At 65.3% G+C, this 19,498-nt stretch carries 18 protein-coding genes; 10 read left to right on the top strand and 8 right to left on the bottom strand.

Annotated features, from left to right (window positions below; genetic code table 11):
* Positions 1–15: 15 nt before the first annotated feature.
* The 5 genes from EN857_RS02125 (at position 16) to EN857_RS02105 (ending at position 6,422) form a co-directional block, all read left to right on the top strand.
* Positions 16–1,011: a glycosyltransferase family 2 protein gene (locus EN857_RS02125; RefSeq protein WP_135857897.1), complete on the top strand. Its 996-nt coding sequence runs from the start codon at positions 16–18 to the stop codon at positions 1,009–1,011.
* On the top strand, positions 1,011–1,955 hold the full coding sequence (locus EN857_RS02120; RefSeq protein ID WP_135857895.1) for a glycosyltransferase family 2 protein: 945 nt from the start codon (positions 1,011–1,013) through the stop codon (positions 1,953–1,955). Before EN857_RS02125 ends, EN857_RS02120 begins: the two co-directional genes overlap by 1 nt.
* Positions 1,945–2,913 (top strand): glycosyltransferase family 2 protein, encoded by a 969-nt coding sequence (locus tag EN857_RS02115; protein ID WP_135857893.1) that lies wholly within the window; start codon positions 1,945–1,947, stop codon positions 2,911–2,913. The genes EN857_RS02120 and EN857_RS02115 overlap by 11 nt, the downstream gene beginning before the upstream one ends.
* Positions 2,914–2,973: 60 nt before the next feature.
* Entirely contained in the window at positions 2,974–3,870 is an 897-nt protein-coding gene (gene galU / locus EN857_RS02110; RefSeq protein WP_127391423.1) for a UTP--glucose-1-phosphate uridylyltransferase GalU, read from the top strand.
* A gap of 167 nt (positions 3,871–4,037) precedes the next feature.
* Positions 4,038–6,422: a polysaccharide biosynthesis tyrosine autokinase gene (locus EN857_RS02105; RefSeq protein ID WP_135857890.1), complete on the top strand. Its 2,385-nt coding sequence runs from the start codon at positions 4,038–4,040 to the stop codon at positions 6,420–6,422.
* A 91-nt stretch (positions 6,423–6,513) separates the two neighbouring features.
* Here the strand turns inward: EN857_RS02105 and EN857_RS02100 are convergent, their stop codons facing one another.
* On the bottom strand, positions 6,514–7,446 hold the full coding sequence (locus EN857_RS02100; RefSeq protein WP_135857888.1) for a LysR family transcriptional regulator: 933 nt from the start codon (positions 7,444–7,446) through the stop codon (positions 6,514–6,516).
* A 159-nt stretch (positions 7,447–7,605) separates the two neighbouring features.
* On the opposite strand from EN857_RS02100, the gene EN857_RS02095 reads away from it, so the two are divergent.
* Positions 7,606–8,598, top strand: a complete 993-nt coding sequence (locus EN857_RS02095; protein ID WP_135857885.1) for an NmrA/HSCARG family protein — start codon at positions 7,606–7,608, stop codon at positions 8,596–8,598.
* Positions 8,599–8,621: 23 nt separating this feature from the next.
* Here EN857_RS02095 and EN857_RS02090 read toward each other — a convergent pair whose 3' ends face one another.
* Positions 8,622–9,329, bottom strand: coding sequence for a metallophosphoesterase family protein (locus EN857_RS02090; RefSeq protein WP_245511255.1), 708 nt, complete (start codon positions 9,327–9,329; stop codon positions 8,622–8,624).
* A gap of 303 nt (positions 9,330–9,632) precedes the next feature.
* Complete coding sequence (locus tag EN857_RS02085; protein WP_135857880.1) at positions 9,633–11,540, bottom strand: propionyl-CoA synthetase; 1,908 nt, start codon at positions 11,538–11,540, stop codon at positions 9,633–9,635.
* Between the two features lie 81 nt (positions 11,541–11,621).
* Between EN857_RS02085 and EN857_RS35445 the strand changes: the two genes are divergently transcribed.
* The 4 genes from EN857_RS35445 (at position 11,622) to EN857_RS02065 (ending at position 14,233) form a co-directional block, all read left to right on the top strand.
* Positions 11,622–11,867 carry a hypothetical protein gene (locus tag EN857_RS35445; protein ID WP_245511254.1) on the top strand — a complete coding sequence of 82 codons (246 nt, stop codon included), beginning with the start codon at positions 11,622–11,624 and terminating at the stop codon, positions 11,865–11,867.
* A 667-nt stretch (positions 11,868–12,534) separates the two neighbouring features.
* Complete coding sequence (locus EN857_RS02075) at positions 12,535–12,822, top strand: PqqD family protein (RefSeq protein WP_135857878.1); 288 nt, start codon at positions 12,535–12,537, stop codon at positions 12,820–12,822.
* Entirely contained in the window at positions 12,822–13,256 is a 435-nt protein-coding gene (locus EN857_RS02070) for a lasso peptide biosynthesis B2 protein (protein WP_135857969.1), read from the top strand. Before EN857_RS02075 ends, EN857_RS02070 begins: the two co-directional genes overlap by 1 nt.
* Positions 13,253–14,233, top strand: coding sequence for a serine kinase (locus EN857_RS02065; RefSeq protein ID WP_135857876.1), 981 nt, complete (start codon positions 13,253–13,255; stop codon positions 14,231–14,233). The genes EN857_RS02070 and EN857_RS02065 overlap by 4 nt, the downstream gene beginning before the upstream one ends.
* Before the next feature lies 1 nt (position 14,234).
* Here EN857_RS02065 and EN857_RS02060 read toward each other — a convergent pair whose 3' ends face one another.
* The 5 genes from EN857_RS02060 to ptsP form a co-directional block, all read right to left on the bottom strand.
* Positions 14,235–15,251: a formyltransferase family protein gene (locus tag EN857_RS02060; RefSeq protein ID WP_135857874.1), complete on the bottom strand. Its 1,017-nt coding sequence runs from the start codon at positions 15,249–15,251 to the stop codon at positions 14,235–14,237.
* On the bottom strand, positions 15,244–16,263 hold the full coding sequence (locus EN857_RS02055) for a nucleotidyltransferase family protein (RefSeq protein ID WP_135857872.1): 1,020 nt from the start codon (positions 16,261–16,263) through the stop codon (positions 15,244–15,246). Before EN857_RS02055 ends, EN857_RS02060 begins: the two co-directional genes overlap by 8 nt.
* Positions 16,264–16,394: 131 nt before the next feature.
* A complete protein-coding gene (dhaK, locus tag EN857_RS02050; protein WP_135857869.1) occupies positions 16,395–17,381 on the bottom strand; it encodes a dihydroxyacetone kinase subunit DhaK in 987 nt (328 codons plus the stop codon).
* Between the two features lie 77 nt (positions 17,382–17,458).
* On the bottom strand, positions 17,459–17,890 hold the full coding sequence (locus EN857_RS02045; protein ID WP_127309342.1) for a hypothetical protein: 432 nt from the start codon (positions 17,888–17,890) through the stop codon (positions 17,459–17,461).
* A gap of 7 nt (positions 17,891–17,897) precedes the next feature.
* Positions 17,898–19,472, bottom strand: a complete 1,575-nt coding sequence (gene ptsP / locus EN857_RS02040) for a phosphoenolpyruvate--protein phosphotransferase (RefSeq protein WP_189521628.1) — start codon at positions 19,470–19,472, stop codon at positions 17,898–17,900.
* Positions 19,473–19,498: the final 26 nt, after the last annotated feature.

Raw genomic sequence — 19,498 nt, 5'->3', positions numbered from 1 at the left:
GATGGAAAGAACCGCATGACGTCAAACGCAGTGCCTGCATCGAATCTGATCGTGATTCCGTGCCTGAACGAGGCCGCCCATATCGGAGCGCTGCTCGAGCAGTTGCGACCCGCCGCGCAAAGGCTCGGCGCCCTGATCGTCGTTGCCGACGGCGGCAGCGCCGACGGCACGCTTGGCATCGTCGAGGGGATCGCCCGGCACGATGCGCGGGTCGTGCTCATGCATAATCCGAAGCGCATTCAGAGTGCCGCGATCAATCTCGCGGTCGCCAGCCATGGCGATGGCGCGCGCTACCTCATCCGCATCGATGCGCATGGCGGCTACCCTGACGATTATTGCGACCGGCTGGTTGAGGAGGCTTCGGCCACCGGCGCCGATTCGGTCGTCGTCTCCATGCTGACCAGCGGCACCGGGGCGGTGCAGAAGGCGGTTGCGGCGGCACAGAATTCCAAGCTCGGCACCGGCGGCTCCAAGCACCGGCATCAGTCGGCCGGAGAATGGGTCGATCACGGCCACCACGCGTTGATGCGCATAGCGGCCTTCTCTGCGGTCGGCGGCTATGACGAGACCTTCAGCCACAATGAGGATGCCGAGCTCGACTACCGGCTGCGCCAGGCCGGCCACCGCATCTGGATGAGCGGCAGGACGCATATGATCTATTATCCGCGCTCGTCGCTGAAGAGCCTCTATTTCCAGTATCTCGGTTACGGCCGCGGCCGCGCCAGGAACGTGCTCAAGCACCGCATGGTGCCGAAGCTCCGGCAGATGATCCCGCTGCTGGTGTTCCCGGTCGTCCTGCTTGCAGCCTTCTCCTTCGTCCACTGGCTGGCGGCGGTGCCGTTCATGGTGTGGGCGGCGGTCTGCCTCGGCTATGGCCTCGTGACCGCCATCCGGCAGCGTAACCCAGGCCTTACGCTTGTCGGCGTGTCGGCAATGGTCATGCATTTCGGCTGGTCCGTCGGCTTCTGGCTGCAGCTCCTCGGGCGCCGATCGCAGCGCGGGGTGGCGTGATGGCCGGCAACACCCGCTCCATCGATATCTGCGTCTGCACGTTCCGGCGGCTCGAGCTTGCCGACACGCTGCGCTCCATCGCCGCCATGGACAGGCCCGCCGGCTTCGAGATCGGCGTGGTCGTCGCCGACAATGACGACCAGCCGAGCGCCCAGCCGCTGGTGAAGGCGCTTGCGCAGGAACTGAAGCTGCCGATCCGCTACCGCCACGCGCCGGCGCGCAACATCTCGATCGCCCGCAACGCCTGCCTCGACGCCAGCGTATCGGATCTTGTCGCCTTCATCGACGACGACGAGACCGCTTCGGTGCGCTGGCTGGCCGAGCTCGTGGCGACTGCCGAGGCGAGCGGCGCCACCGCCGTGCTCGGACCGGTGCGGGCGCGCTACGGATCGGATGCGCCGGCCTGGATGCGCAAGGGCGATTTCCACTCGACCCTGCCGGTCTGGGTGCGCGGCGAGATCCGCACCGGCTATACCTGCAATGTCCTCTTGAGAACCAGCGAAGCGAGCCTGCGCGGCCGCCGCTTCAGCCTGGCGCGTGGCCAGACCGGCGGCGAGGACACCGAGTTCTTCGACACCATGGTCAGGGACGGCGGCCGCATCGCCTTTGCGCCGGATGCGCTGGTCGAGGAAGTCGTGCCGCATGCCAGGGCGGCCTTCGACTGGCTGCGCCGCCGCCGCTTCCGCTTCGGGCAGACGCACGGACACCTCATCGGGCACGGCGCGAGCGGCATCAGGCGCGTCGCGCAAGTCGGCCTCGCCTCGGCCAAGGCCGCCTACTGCTTCGCCATGGCGGCGCTGACCGCGATCAGCCCGGTGCGCAGGAACCGCAGCGTGCTGCGCGGCATCATGCATGTCGGCGTGGTCAGCGGCCTCGTCGGCGTACGCGAGATCCGTCAGTACGGCCTGTCCTCGCCGCAGCAAGGGGGCAAGCATGCAGCCTGACGTCAGCTTCATCATCGCCGCCTACAATGCCGAGGCAACGCTCGACCGGGCGATCGCCAGCGCCATGGCCCAGCGCGACGTTTCCGTGGAGGTCATCGTCGTCGACGACTGCTCGCGCGACCGGACGCTCGACGTGGCGCGCTCCTACCCCGAGGACATCGTGCGCGTCGTCGCGCTTCAGCGCAATCGCGGCCCCGGTGGCGCCAGGAACGCCGGCCTCGAGGCCGCGCGCGGCCGGTGGGTGGCGGTGCTCGATTCCGACGATGCCGTCTATCCCGGCCGGATATGCACGATGATCGCGCGGGCCGAGAAGGCGGGCGCGGTGATCGCGGTCGACAATCTCCAGGTCGTGCGCGAGGACGGCGTTGCTGAGGACACGATGTTCCCGGCCGACTATCTCGAGGGCCTGGCCGAAATCTCGCTCGCCGACTACATCGCCGGCAACATCGTCTTCGAGTCGCGCTTCAATCTCGGCTATCTCAAGCCGATCTTCCAGCGCGATTTCCTCGAGGAGAGCGGCCTTCGCTACGACGAGAGGCTGATCATCGGCGAGGATTACATCCTGCTCGCCAGCGCGCTCGCCAGGGGCGGCAAATGCGTGGTCGAGCCGACGACCGGCTACGTCTACCACATCCGCACCGGATCGATCTCCCGCGTGCTGGAGCTGCATCATGTCCAGGCGATGCTTGGGGCGGATGCCGCTTTCGCGAGCACTTATTCCAATTCCATGGAAGGCAAGGCGCAGGCCGCGTTCCTGAGGCGCGGCCGTAGCCTGCGCAGGGCGGCCTCGTTCCTGTCATTGGTCCAGCACATCAAGGCGCGGTCGCCGCTCAAGGCGATATGGACGGCGCTCAGTGATCCGGCGGCGGTCAGGCATATGAGCATGCCGATCGCCGTCCGGCTGCGAAGGGTTGCGGCACAGTTTGCCGTGGGGCGGGGAGGTGAGAGTGCGGGCTGACGGAGAGTGGGTTCGGAGCCTGCGGCATATTGAAATCGATCTTCTCAAAAGGACTATGCGATGAAGAAAGTCAGGAAGGCAGTCATACCGGTGGCGGGGCTTGGAACGCGGTTCCTGCCGGCGACCAAGTCGATGCCGAAGGAAATGCTGCCCGTGGTCGACAAGCCGGTCGTCCAATATGCGGTGGACGAAGCCTTCGAGGCAGGCATCGAGCACATCGTCTTCGTGACCGGCCGCAACAAGGCGGTCATCGAGGACTATTTCGACCTGCATCCTGAATTGATCGGGACCCTCGAGCAGACCGGCAAGAAGGCGCAGCTGCAGTCGCTGGAAAGCCTGCTGCCCGTCGCCGGCGCCACCTCCTTCATCCGCCAGCAGTCGCCGCAGGGCCTCGGCCATGCGGTGTGGTGCGCGCGCGAGGTGATCGGCGACGAGCCGTTCGCCCTGCTCCTGCCCGACATGGTGTCCTTCGGCGGCCGCGGCTGCCTTGCCGAGACCGTCGACCTCTATCAGCGCACCGGCGGCAACGTCATCGCCGTCGAGCGTTGCGAGCCGAGCGAGACCAGCAAATACGGCATCGTCGGCCGCGGCGCCGAGATCGGCAGCGGCTTCGAGGTGACCGCCATGGTCGAGAAGCCGGCGCCCGCCAATGCGCCGTCGAACTTCTACATCAACGGCCGCTACGTCCTGCAGCCGGAGATCTTCGCCCTGCTCGGCAACCAGCAGCGCGGCGCCGGCAACGAGATCCAGCTCACCGACGCCATGGTGCGGCTGGCGCAGAGCCAGTCCTTCTATGCCCAGCCCTTCAATGGCCGCATGTTCGACTGCGGCTCGAAGGAAGGCTTCATCGAGGCCACCATCGCCTTTGCGCTGGCGCGCGACGACATGAAAGGACCGGTCTTCGAGATGCTGCAGCAATTCGTCCGGACGCATGAGCGCCGGGAAGAAGCCGCATAATGCCCATCTTTTGGGTGCATATGCGTATCGATGATGGCGCGACAAACGCCGCCGCGCTTGGCCGACCCGGCCAAGCGCTTTCTGGCATGAATGTTGCGTGGTCTTTTCTGGTGACGACGCCAATCTTCGAAGGCCGATAGAGCCTGCAACCTGGAATTGGACCGACGATGAACTATGCCAATTTTCCCCTCGACAAGAGGATGCCATTGCCCAGCGCGGACGCGGAAAAAGGTGAGGACTTCATCGACATCGAACGCCTGCTCGGCATGGCCGCGCGGCAGGTCAAGGTGGTGGCGGTGTGCGCCGTCATCGGCCTGTTCCTCGGCGTGCTCTATCTGCAGACCACGCCCAAGCAGTACATGTCGGTCGCCAGTGTCCTGATCGACGAGGGATTGAACAAGGTCGTCGACGACATCTCCGCCGCCTCCGTCACCATGCAGACGGACGCCGCCCTGCTCAGCCAGATCGAGATCATCAACTCGGCGCGCCTGGCTTCGGTGGTGGTCGACAAGCTGAAGCTCGACCAGAACCAGGACTTCATGAACCCGCCGCAATCGGCTCTGGCCAAGGGCATCGGTTTCGTGCGCGGCGTGATCGGCTATTTCCGCAGCAGCTCCGCCGACCAGCTCCCCGGCATCGAGAATGTCGACGCCGCCACGCGCGACGCCATGATCAAGGAAGCGAGCCACGACTACGCCGTGCTGAAGCTGCAGAACGAGGTGCTGGCGCAGCGCAATGGCCGCAGCTACGTCATCGCCATCGCCTACCAGTCGCCGAATCCGGCGCTGGCGACGGCGATCACCAAGGCCTATTCCGAGGCCTATCTGGCCGACCAGCTCAACGCCAGCTTCGACGCCACCGAACGCGCGGCGGTCTGGCTGCAGGGCCGCTTGACGGAGCTTCGCGAAAGCTCGCAGAAGGCGTCGATGGCGGTCGAGATGTTCCGGGCCGAGCACGGACTGTCCGCCAACAGCGACGGGCAGCTGATGAGCGACAAGCAGCTCGCCGACCTGAATGCCCAGCTCATCGTCGCGCAGGCCGACACGGCTCGCGCCAGCGCCCGCTATCAGCAATACAAGGCGATCGTCGATAGCGGCTCCGACAATGCTTTCAACGATTCCGCCATCGCGAGCGATCAGCCGAGCAGCTCGGTCATCACGACGCTCAAGACCCGCTATCTCGCCATCGCCAAGCGGCTGCAGGACGTTTCGGCCAACTATGGCGCGGACCATCCCCAGGCGGTGGCGCTTGCCAAGGAGAAGGCCGATGTGTCGGCGCAGATCTTCGGCGAGTTGAAGCAGCTTACCGAAAATTACCGCAACGAATATGAGGTGGCTCAGACACGTGAGACGGCGCTCAGGCAGAAGATCGCCGACGCGGCCGGCAAGAGCTCCATCGACAACCAGTCGCAGGTCAAGCTGCGCGATCTGACCCAGCAGGCGACGGCGCTCACCACGCTCTACCAGACGTTCCTCGGCCGCTATGAGGAGGCCTCGCAGCAGCAGTCCTTCCCGGTCGGCAAGGTGCGCATCATTTCCGATGCGACGATGCCGCTCTCCGCCGCCAGCCCGCGCACGTCCAAGGTGCTGGCGCTCTTCCTCGTGCTCGGTGTGCTGGCCGGCGCCGGATTTGGCGGCCTGAACGAGTTCAACGAGCGCTTCTTCAGGACCGGCGATGACATCCGCGACCGCGTCGGCCTCAAATTCCTCGGCTACCTGCCGACGATCGGCGGCGGTAGGTCCGGCAAGGACAACAAGTCCGACGACGCCGAAACCGATCCCAAGGTCGCCAGCCTGTCGGCGGCGGAGAAACGGGCGCGCATGCGGGTCAGCATCGATGCGCCGGCATCGATGTTCGCCGAAACGCTGCGCAACGCCAAGATCGCCTTCGACGTGGTGATGGAAGGTCAGGGCAGCCGCGTCATCGGCGTGATCTCGCTTCTGCCCGGCGAGGGCAAGTCGACGGTGGCGGCGAACCTGGCGGGGCTGCTGGCCGCCAACGGCGCCAGGACGCTGCTGATCGATGGCGATCTGCGCAATCCCGGCCTCAGCCGCAGCCTTGGCATGGAAACCGAGCAAGGGCTGATGGAAGCGGTGGTCAGCGGCCAGACCTGGCAGTCGGTCGGCAAGGTCGACCGGCAGACGAAGCTGGCGATCATCCCGGCGGTGCTGCGCGGCCAGTTCTCGCACACCAGCGAGCTGCTCTCCTCGGCCGGCATGCGCCGCTTCATCGACAACGCCAAGGAGACGTTCGAATACATCGTCGTCGACCTGCCGCCGCTGGGTCCCGTGGTTGACGCCAAGGCCTTCGCGCCGCTCGTCGACGGATTCGTGCTGGTCACCGAATGGGGCCGCACGCCGCGCGCCATGGTGCGCTCGATGCTGGAATCGGAGCCCTACGTCGCCAACAAGATCATTGGCGCCGTGCTCAACAAGGTCGATCTGAAGCGGCTGGCGAAATACGGATCGCTCGGTGGCTCCGAGAAATTCTTCGACCGCTATTCGACCTACTATCTGGAGAAGTCGGACGCGCGCACCAAACAGGCTGCGTGACGCAATTCCTGAAAAGGCGTGGACGGTTTTCCGTCCGAAATCGCGCCAAAGAGACAGAGCGGTTCGGCGTTTCAATGAACGCCGAACCGGTCTAGTTGGAACCATGGCGCGCCCGAGACGAGGATTCATTCGCGACAAGCGAGACTACGGTCTCACGGATCCAGCGCTGGCCGCTGTGTCCATGGCTGCGCTCATGCCACACCATTCCCACCGCAAAGCCTTCAACGGGAAACGGACAGTCCATCACATCAAGCTTGTCCGCGGAATCACGCACCAGCCGTTCCGGGACCAGCGCGACGAAGTCCGAGCGAGACACGATCTCGGGGACGAACAGGAACGAAGCCGCGGAGAGCACGACATTACGCTTGTGTCCGAGAGCGGCCAAGGCACTGTCTACCGGTGTCGCGAAGCCGCCGCCTTCCACGGACACGACCACTTGCTCCAACTCGGCAAATTCAGCGACCGTGATTCCTTCCCGCAGCCGCGGATGCTTCTTGCGGCCGATAAGCACGTAGCGCTCATCGAATAGATGTCGAGCGCGAAGACCTTGCGGGGCCTCCTGCGGCGTCATCAGTGCCAAATCCACATCACCGCGCGCCATCTGCGCTTCCAATTGCGGCAGGTCCAGATTGCGTATCGCAACGCGAACGCCCGGTGCTAGCGTCCTGAGCTCCACGACAAGCGGCTTGACTATCGCAGCTTGCAGATAGTCCGTACAGGCAATCGCGAAGATCAGCCTGGCCTTCGCCGGATTGAAGTTCCGATGCGAGCTGACCGTGGCGCGAACTTGATCAAGGGTTTGGCGCAACGGGTCGAGCAGTTCCATTGCTTTGGCCGTCGGCGTCATCCCTCGCTGGGCGGGAATCAGCAGTTGGTCGTCGAACTCTTGTCTGAGGCGGTTCAACTGGGCGCTTACCGCTGGCTGGCTCAGATGCAGTCGGGCAGCCGCCTTCGTGACGTTGCGCTCGATCAGCAGCGTCTCCAGCGTAACCAACAGATTGAGATCAAGGCGTTTGGTATCCATGGAATGGATAGTAGCCGATCACTTATGCGATTTCAAAAATACGTAGAATCGTCCGAGACTCTTGCTGAGCCAAACGTCGCGGCACGCTTTTCGGCGGCCAGGCGTGATCGTCTGTCCGGGGCCGAAGCGATTTCGCCCTCAAGCCGGGATATAATCAGCATGAGCCAGATTGATACCTCCAAACCCCTGATCACTGTTGTCGGGGCCTCGAGCAAGCAGGGTCGCAGCGTCGCCAAGTCCCTGCTCGACAGTGGACGCTACCGCGTGCGTGCGCTGACTCGCCGTCTCGACAGCCAACCAGCGCAAGCCTTGGCGAAGAAGGGGGCTGAGGTCGTGGTGGCGCCCCTGGAACTCGGCCGGCAGGCCGAACTGACCGAAGCACTGAAAGGTTCGGCCGGGGCGTTCTTGATGACGCCGCCGATCGTCAAGGTGCCGCCGGCGGAACCCGAACTCAACCTCGGAAAGGAGTTGGCCGACGCGGCAGTGGCCGCTGGTGTCGAACACGTGGTTTTCAGCGGGCTCGAAAATGTCGAAGCGATCACCGGCGGCACCAAGTGGGCACCGCATTTCACGGACAAGGCAAAGGTAGAGGATTACATCCGCAGCTTACCCATTCGCAGCTCGTTTGTATACTTGGCGTTTTATTACACCAATTTCCTGGAATACTACGTGCCGCAAGGTGTGAAGGACGGCATAGATTTCGCCATATACTTGCCTCCGGACGTCCCCGTGCCGTTCTGCGACCCGCTCACTGCGGCCGGTCCAGCGGTGCGCGAGATCTTCGATCACCCCGCGCGATACGCCGGGGAGGCGCTGCCCGTGATCGGCGAGTTTATCTCGGCACAGCAAATGGTGGACACGTTTGTGCGCGTCACCGGCAAGCGCGCGCGCTACGCCTCTGCATACTCGCGCGAAGACTTGTTGCGCCATTTTCCGGGTTTCGCCGGCAACGAGCATCTCGTGCGCGAATTGGTGGGCATGGTCGAATATGCCGTCGAATATGGCTACTACGCTCCCGGGCGCGATCTGACCTGGAGTCGGAAGATCGATCCGAATGCGCTGACCTGGGAACAGTTTCTCAAGCGCAGCAAATGGCAGGGCGACTTGCTGTCCTATGGCGCCGCCGCCGAGGCCGAGCTTGCGCCGATCTGAGAGCGGCGACGCTGTGCTCTTCCTTAACTCGCCGAAGACAGCAGCTTGCCGTGCTTGCCGACGATCCTGACCGCGGTCAGCCGGCCGCTCCGGAAGGCGCCGGTATCGATGCCGAGCCGGTGCCCTTCGAACTTCGGCGCATCGACGATCGTGTGGCCATGCACCACCCAGCGGTCGAGGAGTTGAGCCTGCTCGAAGAACTCCGCGCGGATGTTGAGCAGGTCGTCCTCGTCCTGGTCAACGAGGTCGATGCCGGGCCTGATGCCCGCGTGGACGAAGACGAATTTCCGCGAGCAGACCATCACCGGCAGTGTGCGCATGAAGGAGACATGGCTGGCGGGAATGGCTTCGCGAATGCGCCGGTCGACCTCGTCGCTTGAGCCGTAGAGGTCAGAGAGTCGCGCCGGGTCGACCCCGTAGGAATAGAGGGTCTCCAACCCGCCGATCGCCAGCCACAGCTCGCGCGACAGATGGCCGTCGAGATAGCCGAGCATCGCGACCTCGTGGTTTCCCGCCAGGCAGACGCGCAGGAAACCTTTCGGCGCCGGCGCGACGAGATGATCGAGCACGCGCTTCGAGTTCGGGCCGCGGTCGACATAGTCGCCGAGCATGATGATGATCTTGCGGCCGCGAAAGGGCAGCGCATCGAGCAGGATCTTCTGCTCCAGCGACCGCAATTCGCTGTAGCAGCCGTGCACGTCGCCGATTGCATAGACGACCGTGTCCTGCATATCCATTTCCAGGCGGTCGCGCGGCGCGGTCCGGGGTCGTCTCGATCGCTGGAACAGGCTCACGGATTGAGGCTCGATGCTCGCTAGGGGTCTATCCCAGTTTCAGGGAGCATGTCACACGGCACGCATGAAGCCTCGATATCATGCTCGGCCGGAATTTCCATACCGGCGCGAACATTACTCGTTCGTTACTTCAGGCGTGGGGAACCGGCAGTTAAGCCGTCTTGGGCCTCGCTGTCATCGGCTGGCAATCGCCCTTGCGCCGGGGCTGGTCCCGCAGTTGCAGGCGATGATGCAGGCCGGCTAAACCCCGATGCCGCGCCCCTTCAGCGCCGCGGTGATCTCGTCGAGGATGACGGGGTCGTCGATGGTCGCCGGCATCGTCCATTCCTCCTTGTCGGCGATCTTCTGCATGGTGCCGCGCAGGATCTTGCCGGAGCGGGTCTTGGGCAGACGCTTGATCGTCACCACCGTCTTGAAGGCGGCGACCGGGCCGATGCGCTCGCGCACCAGTCCCACCACCTCGCTTTCAATGAGGGCGGTATCGCGCGAAACGCCGGCGTTGAGCACGACGAAGCCGAGCGGCACCTGGCCTTTCATGGCGTCGGCGATGCCGATGACGGCGCATTCGGCGACGTCGGGATGCGCGGCAAGGACTTCCTCCATCGCGCCTGTTGACAGCCGGTGGCCGGCGACGTTGATGATGTCGTCGGTGCGGGCCATGACATAGAGGTAGCCGTCCTCGTCGAGCATGCCGGCGTCGGCCGTCTTGTAGAAGCCGGGGAACTCCTCGAGATAGGCCTGACGGAAACGGCCGTCGGCGTTCCACAGCGTCGGCAGGCAGCCGGCCGGCAGCGGCAGCTTGACCACGACATTGCCCAGCGTGCCGCGCGCCACTTCGTGGCCGGCATCGTCGAGCACGCGGATGTCGTAGCCCGGCATCGGTACGCCGGGCGAACCGTATTTAACCGGCAAGAGCCCCAGACCGGCCGGATTGATGGTCATCGGCGACCCCGTCTCGGTCTGCCACCAGTGGTCGATGACCGGCACGGCGAGCTTCTGCTCGGCCCATTTGATGGTTTCCGGATCGGCGCGCTCGCCGGCGAGGAACAGCGTGCGGAATTTCGACAAATCGTATTTCGGCACGAACTCGCCGCGCGGGTCCTGCCCCTTAATGGCGCGGAACGCGGTCGGCGCGGTGAACAGCGCCACCACGCCATGCTGCGATATCACCCGCCAGTAGGTGCCGGCGTCCGGCGTGCCGATCGGCTTGCCTTCGAAAAGTATGCTGGTCGCGCCATGCAGCAGCGGGCCGTAGACGATGTAGGAGTGGCCGACCACCCAGCCGACATCGGAGGCCGCCCAGAACACCTCGCCGGGCTTGACGCCGAACTCGTTCTCCATCGTCCATTTCAAGGCGACCATGTGGCCGCCATTGTCGCGCACGATGCCCTTCGGCTGGCCGGTCGTGCCCGATGTGTAGATGATGTAGAGCGGGTCGGTGGCCAGCACCGGAACGCAGTCGACATTGGCGCCGGCGGCCCGCTCGCGCGCAACCGCGTCGGCATAGTCGATGTCGTAGTGGTCCTTCAGCTCGCAGCGCAGCTGCTCGCGCTGCAGGATCAGGCACGCATCGGGCTTATGCCTCGACATCTCGATCGCTTTGTCGAGCAGCGGCTTGTAGGGCACGACACGGCCGGGCTCTAACCCGCAGGATGCCGAGATGATCAGCTTCGGCTTGGCGTCGTCGATGCGGGTGGCAAGCTCATGCGAGGCAAACCCGCCGAAGACCACCGAATGCACGGCGCCGATGCGCGAGCAGGCGAGCATGGCGATGGCCGCCTCCGCCACCATCGGCATGTAGATGATGACGCGGTCGCCCTTGCCGATGCCCCGGTTCTTCAGCACCGAGGCAAGCGCGACCACCTCGCGCTTGAGGTCGGCATAGGTGTATTTCCGGATCGTGCCGGTGATCGCGCTGTCATGGATCAGCGCCACCTGGTCGGCGCGGCCGCCGGCGACATGGCGGTCGATGGCGTTGAAGCAGGTGTTACAGGTCGCGCCGGTGAACCAGCGGCCATAGACGCCGGCCTCGGCGTCGAAGACGCGTTCGGCCGGTGAATACCAGTCGATCTCCTTGGCCGCCTCGGCCCAGAACCTTACCGGATCGCGCCTCCAGCTCTCATAGACCTCGTGGTAGCGTGACGCCATCCAGCTTCCTCCCCGGAAAATTTGCCACCCCCAAATAGCCTATGCCCTTCCGGCCGGCCATGTCTTCCCCGAATTTCGTCGATGGCCGATCTCGCCTCGGTCGCAAATATCCGGCACCTTGGCATGCCGGTAGCTGCCCGCCATGCGTTGGGCCAGGCAGCGAGCACGGCGGACTGCTCGGCGAGCTTCGAGACACAGCAAGATGGCGACATATCGGGCAAGGCGCTCGGCTTCCGGCTGACGTTGCAGGGCCAGGACGGCAAGCCGTTGAAGATATTGCACGAGGACAAGGCGGTGCCGGGCTCGGGGAACTGCCCGACCTCCTAGTCCCTGTCGGAGGCCTACGAATTCGCGCCCGAGGGCAAGCCGGCGGTCATCGCCGTGCTGGTGCTGCGCTTCAGCCAGGGCTTCGAAGGTCGCGACCGCGGCTTCATCGCGGTGACAGGCCAGGCGCGCTGAACAGCGCCGGCGGCCGGGGCAGGCAATCCCTGGCGACGGTGCCACGGCACCGTTCCTGACTGTCGGCACTGTTTGCCGGCTTAAAGCGGCAAGGCCGCGAGCATCAATCCGACGCCGCCGGCGATCAGTATCGCAGCCGCAAGTGCTCTCCGATGGCGTTCGAACGCCGTCGGAGCCCTATCCCAATTGTAACGCATACTCGTCACCCTTTCCCCAAACCCCGGCGATTCCATAGCTTACTTAGGGGAAAGAAGGCAACACCCCCGGTTTTTGCCAGCTTGCCGGGCAATGGCGTTCATTGTCAGTTGCGGTCGTCGGTCGTTTCCGGGGTTGCCATGAAGAGGCCTACCAAAGGGCGGTGTGGAGCAAGCGCGAAAGCTGTCCGCCGTGACCGCTGCGCCGCAACCCTCACGCGCGTGATTTTCCTCGCCAACCGAGCCGCAGCCCGTCGCGGGCAGGCCGTCAGAGCAATGGACAGCACCGCCTTGCCGCGCTAATGGCTCTCCAGCATTTTTGCATGGACTGGAGATGGCCCATGGTCGAAATCGCATCTGAGATGGTTCTGCGGCTGGCCGACGACGCCTCGGTGCAGCATGTCGGCGATGGCGCCGTCGTGCTTCTGGCGCGCAGCGGCCAGCTCTATACTTGCAACGGCACCACCGAAGCCTTTCTCGACAAGGTCGACGGCGCGCGCAGCCTCGACCAGATCGTCGATCTGCTTTCCGACGAGTTCGAGGTCGACAAGGATATGCTCGACCAGGACATGGCGGCGCTTGCCGCGGAACTGGTGTCGGAAGGCATCCTCGCCGACCCCGGTGCATGATGGCTGACGGGCCGCTGCTGCGGGCGTTGTTTCGCGCCCATCTGTGGGCCAGCGCGCGGCTGATGCCGGCCCTCGTCGGCAAGCGCGACTTCGAAGCGGTGCTTAAATGGGCGCCGCTGACATCGTCGACTCCCTATCGCGGCCTGCCGTCCGCCTACATCGTCGCCAGCGTCAACCGCGCGGTCAGGCATCCCTGGCTGATGCGCGACCGCAGATGCCTGAGGGAGGGCCTGCTCGCCCATCGCTTCCTGCGTCTCGCCGGCTTCGATCCGGACCTGCGCTTCGGCGTCGATCCGCAATCGCTGCATGCGCCGCGCCTGTCGGCGCATTGCTGGGTCTGCCTCGAGGGCCGGCCGGTGGTCAGCGACAGCCTTCCCAATATGGTCGAAATCTACCGCCATCATGCCGAGCCCGGAAAGGCGCGCGCCGCTTGACCGCTTCCGTCAGCTACGCCCTCAACGGTCAGGTCGTCGGCATATCGGCCGAACGCGCCGAGCTCTGGCGCGATCTCGACCGGATGCTCTCGGGCCTGAGCGCCGCCGAACCCGTCGATGCCGCCTTTCGCATCGACATCGTCGAGACACCGACGCTGCCCGAGACGCCTGAGGGAACGCTTGCCTTCGACGGCGAGGTGCCCGAGGACGGCCATTGCCGGATGATCGATGGCGGCGACCTCGTCCACCTGGTCTTTCCCGGCCGCCAGACGATTTCCATCCATACCGGCCAGCGCCGGGCCGAAATCCGCACCGGCCCGGGCGTCAGGGTCACCTGGACGGCGTGGATGCTGGTGCTGGATGCCGCGCTCGACGCCAGTGGGCAGTATATGCTGCACACCGCCGGCCTGACGCTGCCGGGCAGCGATGCCGTGGTCCTCATCCACGCGCCGAGCGGCACCGGCAAGACCACGACATCGCTGGCGCTGGCCTCGCAAGGCTTCGGCCTCTGCGCCGACGATTCCATGATCCTCGACGTGGCGCGGGACAAGGCCGTTGCCTGGGGCCTGCCTCGCCATGTGAAGATTCACCGCAAGACCGCCGAACTTGTCCCGCTCGTCTTGCCCTGCCTCGGCCCCTCCTGGGACCGCAATGGCGAACAGGCCGTGTCGCTCGAGCGCCTCGGCGAGATATTGCGCGTCGAAAACATTGTCGCCAGGCCGGTCTCGGCGCTGTTGCATCTTGCCCGCTCCGCCGATGGCGAGAGCAGGCTTCATCCCATGGCCAGGACCGACGCCATGGTCGCGCTGGCCGCCGACAATGTCAGGACCGGCATGACCGGCCTGCTGCAGGTGCAGAAAAACCGGCTGGCGACGATCGCCAGGCTGGTCACCACAGTGCCGACCTTCACCCTGGAAGTGGGCGCGCGGCCGGCCGATGCGGCGCGATTGATCCAGTCCACCCTGTCCGCTGCCTGAATCAGCGCGATCCTTCGGTCCGCTCCCCAAAGCGGCGTATTTCAAAGAACCGCTGGCCGAGCCGGACCCGGCCGAACGCGCGTTGCCAGCGCGTCAGCTGCCGCGCGAAGCCGCTATAGGCAAGATGCGCGACGCGGCCGTCGGCGCAATCGAATTCGATCATGCCCCACCGCCTCGCCGGCGGTTCGCCTGTCGCCGGTCCGAGCCGGCGGATCGGGTGCGCCAGCCGGGCGAGCTTGCCGTCTATCGGCACATAGAGGGCGACGGCGCGCCCGACGACGCGCCAGATCTTGGCGACATGGGCGCTCGACCATTGACTGCCGACCACTACCGGCGTGCGGCCGACTTGCGCCCAGGTGAAGGTGCCCTCCGGCTGCGGCATGCCTTCGAGCACGCCGGCGCTGTGATCGGACGCGGCCTCCGCCACCAGCATTTTCATTCCGCTGGCCAGCGCCCGCGACAGCGTCGCCGTCGACTGCCAATCTCCGGGAGAAAACGCGATCTGGGCCAGGATGTCGCCCTCGTCGAAGCCGGACGTCATCTTGTGCAGACTGAGCCCGCCATGCGTCTCGTCTTGCCCATCGAGGACGAGCCGCGCGATCGGATGCGGGCCCTTGTAGTTGGGCAGCAGCGCCGGATGCAGGTTCAGCCCGCCCTTCGCGAACAGCTTCAGCACGGTCTCCGGAATAAGGGTAGGAAACCCGAAAGTGATGAGGACGTCCGCGTTGAAACCGGCGAGGCGTTGGCACAGTGCCGCCCAGTCATGCGGGCGGCCGAATTCGATCACCGGCACTTCGGCGGGAACGAGATGCTGCCTAAGCACAAGCCTGCGTCTCCAGCGTCGCCGCCATGTGCCGAAGCTCGACTGTTTGCCGGGCCGCGGACCAGGCACGACGATCGCGGCGACGCGGTGGCCCTTCTCCACCCAGCCGGCGAGCATCGGGGCGGTGATCGGCGTGATTTCGATGATGAACACGGCCGAGATCGGCTTGTCCGGGGCTGCTGCGTGATCAGGCACGATACGGCCTCGGCCTCGCCAGCCGCTGGATCCAGCGGAATGCGTCGCGGCGCAGCCGCGAGCGCATCTTGTCCCTGGAATTGACGCCGAGCAGGGTCTCGCGGGTGATCAGCCGCCTGGCCAGCCGGATGCCGAGATCAGACTTGATCCGGTCGGCGAGGTCGAGCGCGCGCGCCTCGTCGAAAAGCCGGCCGGTCACGTCGAGCACCGTCGCCAGTTCGAGTTCGATGCCGGTCATGCGCGCGGCCTCCAGCAACTGCGCTTCCGCTTCCGGTGATGGCAAAGCCCGCACGCCCTGCAGCACGTCGACGCATAGCTGCAGTCGGTGGAACTTGTGTCCGCCGGCGGCATGCACGATGGCGATGGTCAGCAGCGCCGCCGGCGTGTCGGTCCCGTCGCCGTCGATGGCCTGCAATTCGCGGAAACCCAGCGACAGCCGCCGCCGCATGCCGGAATCATGCACCAGATTGCCGTGCAGCTCGATCAGCAGGCTCGAATTCTCCTTTTCCAGCCATTTGAACTCCTGCAAATCGTGTGACTGGGCTTCGCCGCTGTGGAGCTCGAAGCCGGAGGCCCCGATCACCTGATTGGCGTCGTTGATGCTGGCCGGCTCGACCAGGATGTCGATGTCGGTGAACGGCCGATCCGAGACATGTTTGTAGAGCTTGCGCGCGAAGACCGGCCCCTTGACGATCCGCGCCGGAATGGCCTTCGCCGCCAGCGCCTTCATGATGCGCTCGCCATGGTACTGCAGCAGCATGGACTGGCCGGTGACCAGCGTCGATGCCTCGCGCAGTTCGGTCAATCTCGCTAGCAGGGCAGCATCTTGCGGCAAATGGGCGTCGCCGCGCTCCTTGAGCTTGCGCAGCATGATCGGCAGAACGCCGTGGAATTCGGCATTGTCGAGCAGGGCCAGCAGGGTTCCCGCCGTGGGAACCTCGGCCGGCTGGGCCTCGGGGTCCGCATAATTCAGCAGCAGTTTTTCGTCGGCAGGCGCAAGTGGTGGCAGCATCAACCCGTTCGGTGTTTGCGCGATGGAGGACTTGTGTCGCCAATATGGTTGCAGAAAAGCACCATGGAAACCAGTGCGACGGCAACAAAGCTCACGCCTGATTTGACTTGGCGAAGAGGTATCCCTGGAGGCTACATCCCCCAGCGCAGCGCCGCCGTATGCACCGGCGCGTCCCACAGGGTCGTCATCTCGTCGTCGAGCATGGTCAGCGTGATCGAGCAGCCGGCCATGTCGAGCGACGTGACATAAGACCCGACCAGCGAGCGGGCAACGCTGATACCGCTTGTCTCGAAGATCCTGCGGGCGCAGTTGTACATCAAATAGAGCTCCATAGACGGCGTGCCGCCGAAGCCATTGACGAACAGCAGCGCCGGGCCTTTGCTGCGGCCGCCGAGATCGCCTGTTATCGCCGCGCAGATTTCCTCGGCGATGGCGTCGGCGCTCTTCAGGGCGTCCCGCCGCCGGCCGGGCTCGCCATGGATGCCGACACCGAATTCCATCTCGCCGTCGCCGATCTCGAAGGTCGGCTTGCCCGCCGCCGGCACGGTGCAACTGGTCAGCGCCACGCCCATCGAGCGCGTCGCGCCGTTGACGCGCTCGCCGAGCGCCTTGAGCTCCTTCAGCGCCATGCCTTGCTCGGCCGCCGCGCCGACGATCTTTTCCACCACGAGCGTGCCGGCGACGCCGCGCCGTCCGGTCGTGTAGGACGAGTTCTCGACCGCGACGTCGTCATTGGTCACTACCCGCAGCACGCCTTCCGACATTTCGGCCGCCATGTCGAAGTTCATCACGTCGCCTTCATAGTTCTTGACGATGAACAGGCAACCTGCGCCGGTGTCGACGGCCCCGGCCGCCGCCAGCATTTGGTCGGGCGTCGGCGAGGTGAACACCTGTCCGGGGCAGGCCGCGTCCAGCATGCCGTGGCCGACCAGCCCGCCATGCAGCGGCTCGTGGCCCGAGCCGCCGCCCGAGATCAGCGCCACCTTGCCCGGCTTCAGCGCCCTGCGGCGGACGAACTTGTGCTCGTCACCCAGCACAAGGATCTCCGAATGGGCGGCAACAAAGCCGTCGAGGCTCTCGGTCAGCACCGTGTCCACCGCATTGATGAATTTCTTCATGGCTGTCCTCCCGGAACAGTCTCGAATTTTTATGCAATTCCGAACGGAAAACCGCTGCTTTTCCTGGAATTGCTTGGTTAGCCGCTGCCCTTGCCGGCGATGCTGGTGATCTTCTGGATGAAGTCGTTGATCGCCCGGTCGAGCGCCGCATTCTGCTTGTCGTCGCCGAAATCCGGCACGATGAGCGAGACATGGCGCGTCTTGCGCAGGCCGGAGGCCGCCGACATCTTGCCCGGATGCGCCTGGTGATAGGCGGTGAGGAACTGGTCGCGCTCGGCCGGGCTGAAATGGCAGACGGAAAAGATCGAAGGCAGATGCTTTGACGGGATCGGGATCGAATAGGCCGGGCTGGAGATCTGGGTGACGAAGCTGCGATGCTTGCCGAGCGCGTCCGCCAGCCGCTGGCGCATGCCGGACGGCCGCTGGTCGATGACGTGCGACAGGATCGTCTTGTAGGCGCGGATCGCCTCTTCCGAGCCGGCTTCGGGTATCTTCTCCGCCTCGGCCATGCCGCGCCTAGACCGGGACTTCCGCAATGGCCGCTTTCGCCATTGCGAGTTGGGCTGGGGCGACCGAGAGGTCGCGCAGGCCGGTTTCGAGCAGCGCCGGGATGGCGGCCGGATCGCCGCCGGCATCACCGCACAGGCTGACCGGGATCTCCGTCTCGCGTCCGAAGCGCACCACCGCTTCTAACAACCTAAGAACCGCCGGATGCCGAACCGAGTTGAGGTAGGTGAGGGCGGCATTGTCTCGGGCCGCCGCCATCACATATTGCGTCAGGTCGTTGGAGCCGATCGAGAAGAAGGCGACGTTTGCGAAAGCTTCCGGCGCAATCGCCACAGAAGGCACCTCGACCATGATGCCGAGCGGCGGCATCGTGTGCGCGACGCCGCGCGCGGCAAGGCTCGCCTGCTCCTCCGCGAACAGCGCGGCGGCCTGGCTGTATTCCTCGGGCGTGGCGATCATCGGAAACATGACCTTCAGATTGCCGTGGATGGCGGCGCGCAGCAATGCCCTGATCTGCACCCGGAAAATGTCGCGCCGCTTGAGCGACAGCCGGATGCCGCGCAGGCCGAGAAAAGGGTTGGTCTCCTCGACGGTGAAGCCGGCAACCGGCTTGTCGCCGCCGGCGTCGACGGTGCGGATGGTCACCGGCTTGTCGCCTGCCCATTCCAGCACCTTGCGGTAGGCATGATACTGCGTCTCCTCGTCGGGAAGCGTCTTGCCGAACAGGAACTCCGTCCTCATCAGCCCGACGCCGTCGCAGGTCGAGATGTCGATGCCGTCGACATCGGAAGGGTTGGCGATGTTGACCTGCACGCGCACGGCGGTGCCCGCCTTGGTCACCGCCGGCCGGGTCAGGAAAGACTGCGCCGCGCCCTGGCGCGCGGCGAAGGAGGACGATGATTGCCGGAAGGCGTCGATCTCGGCCGGTGAGGGCGAGAGCACCATCCCGCCATGCTCGGCATCGAGCAACGCCATGCCTGCGAGGCTGCCCGGGAAGGTGCCGAGCCCGACCACCATTGGCACGCCGCGCGCACGCGCCAGCATGGCGACATGGCTGGCGGTGCTGCCGGCCCTGAGCGCGATGCCGCCACCGGCGCTCCAGTCGATTTCGAGGAAGCGCGTCGGCGCGACGTCCTCGCCATGGAAGATGGCGCCGAGGGGTGCCGTGGGTTCCCCGTCCTCGCTCAGCGCACGCAGGACCTGATCGCGTATGTCGCGCAGATCAGCGGCGCGTGCGCGGAAATAGTCCTGGTCTGACGCGTCGTAGCCGGCGATTTCGGCGTCGAGCGCCGCCCGCCATGCGACATCGGCGGCCTGACCGGAGCCGATCGAGGCGAAGGCCGGCGCGCTCAGCGCATCGTCCTGCAGCATGGCGATATGGAATTCCAGGATGCCGGCGGCATCGCCGTCGGCGGTTTCGATCATTGCGCTGAGCCGGCTTACCGCCTTGCCGATCGCGGTCTCCAGCGCCGCAATCTCCTCCGCCGCACTCGACTTGCTTGTGTAGGCGGCAGGCGGCCGGTCGAGATCGAACAGCGGCCCTTCGGCATAGCCGGCGGAAGCCGGGATACCCTCAATGCGCATCGTCCGCATTCCTTGCGGCCGGACGG

Origin of the sequence: Mesorhizobium sp. M4B.F.Ca.ET.214.01.1.1, from assembly GCF_004791545.1 — a bacterium.
GTDB lineage: Bacteria > Pseudomonadota > Alphaproteobacteria > Rhizobiales > Rhizobiaceae > Mesorhizobium > Mesorhizobium abyssinicae.
The sequence above is the reverse complement of the archived record's forward strand: the minus strand, read 5'-3'. Positions and strand labels throughout refer to the sequence as shown.

What these genes read in the sequence shown, in the direction of transcription:
- EN857_RS02045 (WP_127309342.1), bottom strand. Translation starts at nt 17,890, where the DNA reads ATGGCCGAGGCGGAGAAGATACCCGAAGCCGGCTCGGAAGAGGCGATC.
- galU (WP_127391423.1), top strand. Translation starts at nt 2,974, where the DNA reads ATGAAGAAAGTCAGGAAGGCAGTCATACCGGTGGCGGGGCTTGGAACG.
- EN857_RS02095 (WP_135857885.1), top strand. Translation starts at nt 7,606, where the DNA reads ATGAGCCAGATTGATACCTCCAAACCCCTGATCACTGTTGTCGGGGCC.
- EN857_RS02125 (WP_135857897.1), top strand. Translation starts at nt 16, where the DNA reads ATGACGTCAAACGCAGTGCCTGCATCGAATCTGATCGTGATTCCGTGC.
- EN857_RS02120 (WP_135857895.1), top strand. Translation starts at nt 1,011, where the DNA reads ATGGCCGGCAACACCCGCTCCATCGATATCTGCGTCTGCACGTTCCGG.
- EN857_RS02085 (WP_135857880.1), bottom strand. Translation starts at nt 11,540, where the DNA reads ATGGCGTCACGCTACCACGAGGTCTATGAGAGCTGGAGGCGCGATCCG.
- EN857_RS02090 (WP_245511255.1), bottom strand. Translation starts at nt 9,329, where the DNA reads ATGCAGGACACGGTCGTCTATGCAATCGGCGACGTGCACGGCTGCTAC.
- EN857_RS02115 (WP_135857893.1), top strand. Translation starts at nt 1,945, where the DNA reads ATGCAGCCTGACGTCAGCTTCATCATCGCCGCCTACAATGCCGAGGCA.
- dhaK (WP_135857869.1), bottom strand. Translation starts at nt 17,381, where the DNA reads ATGAAGAAATTCATCAATGCGGTGGACACGGTGCTGACCGAGAGCCTC.
- EN857_RS02070 (WP_135857969.1), top strand. Translation starts at nt 12,822, where the DNA reads ATGGCTGACGGGCCGCTGCTGCGGGCGTTGTTTCGCGCCCATCTGTGG.
- EN857_RS35445 (WP_245511254.1), top strand. Translation starts at nt 11,622, where the DNA reads ATGGCCGATCTCGCCTCGGTCGCAAATATCCGGCACCTTGGCATGCCG.
- EN857_RS02075 (WP_135857878.1), top strand. Translation starts at nt 12,535, where the DNA reads ATGGTCGAAATCGCATCTGAGATGGTTCTGCGGCTGGCCGACGACGCC.
- ptsP (WP_189521628.1), bottom strand. Translation starts at nt 19,472, where the DNA reads ATGCGCATTGAGGGTATCCCGGCTTCCGCCGGCTATGCCGAAGGGCCG.
- EN857_RS02100 (WP_135857888.1), bottom strand. Translation starts at nt 7,446, where the DNA reads ATGGATACCAAACGCCTTGATCTCAATCTGTTGGTTACGCTGGAGACG.
- EN857_RS02055 (WP_135857872.1), bottom strand. Translation starts at nt 16,263, where the DNA reads ATGCTGCCACCACTTGCGCCTGCCGACGAAAAACTGCTGCTGAATTAT.
- EN857_RS02105 (WP_135857890.1), top strand. Translation starts at nt 4,038, where the DNA reads ATGAACTATGCCAATTTTCCCCTCGACAAGAGGATGCCATTGCCCAGC.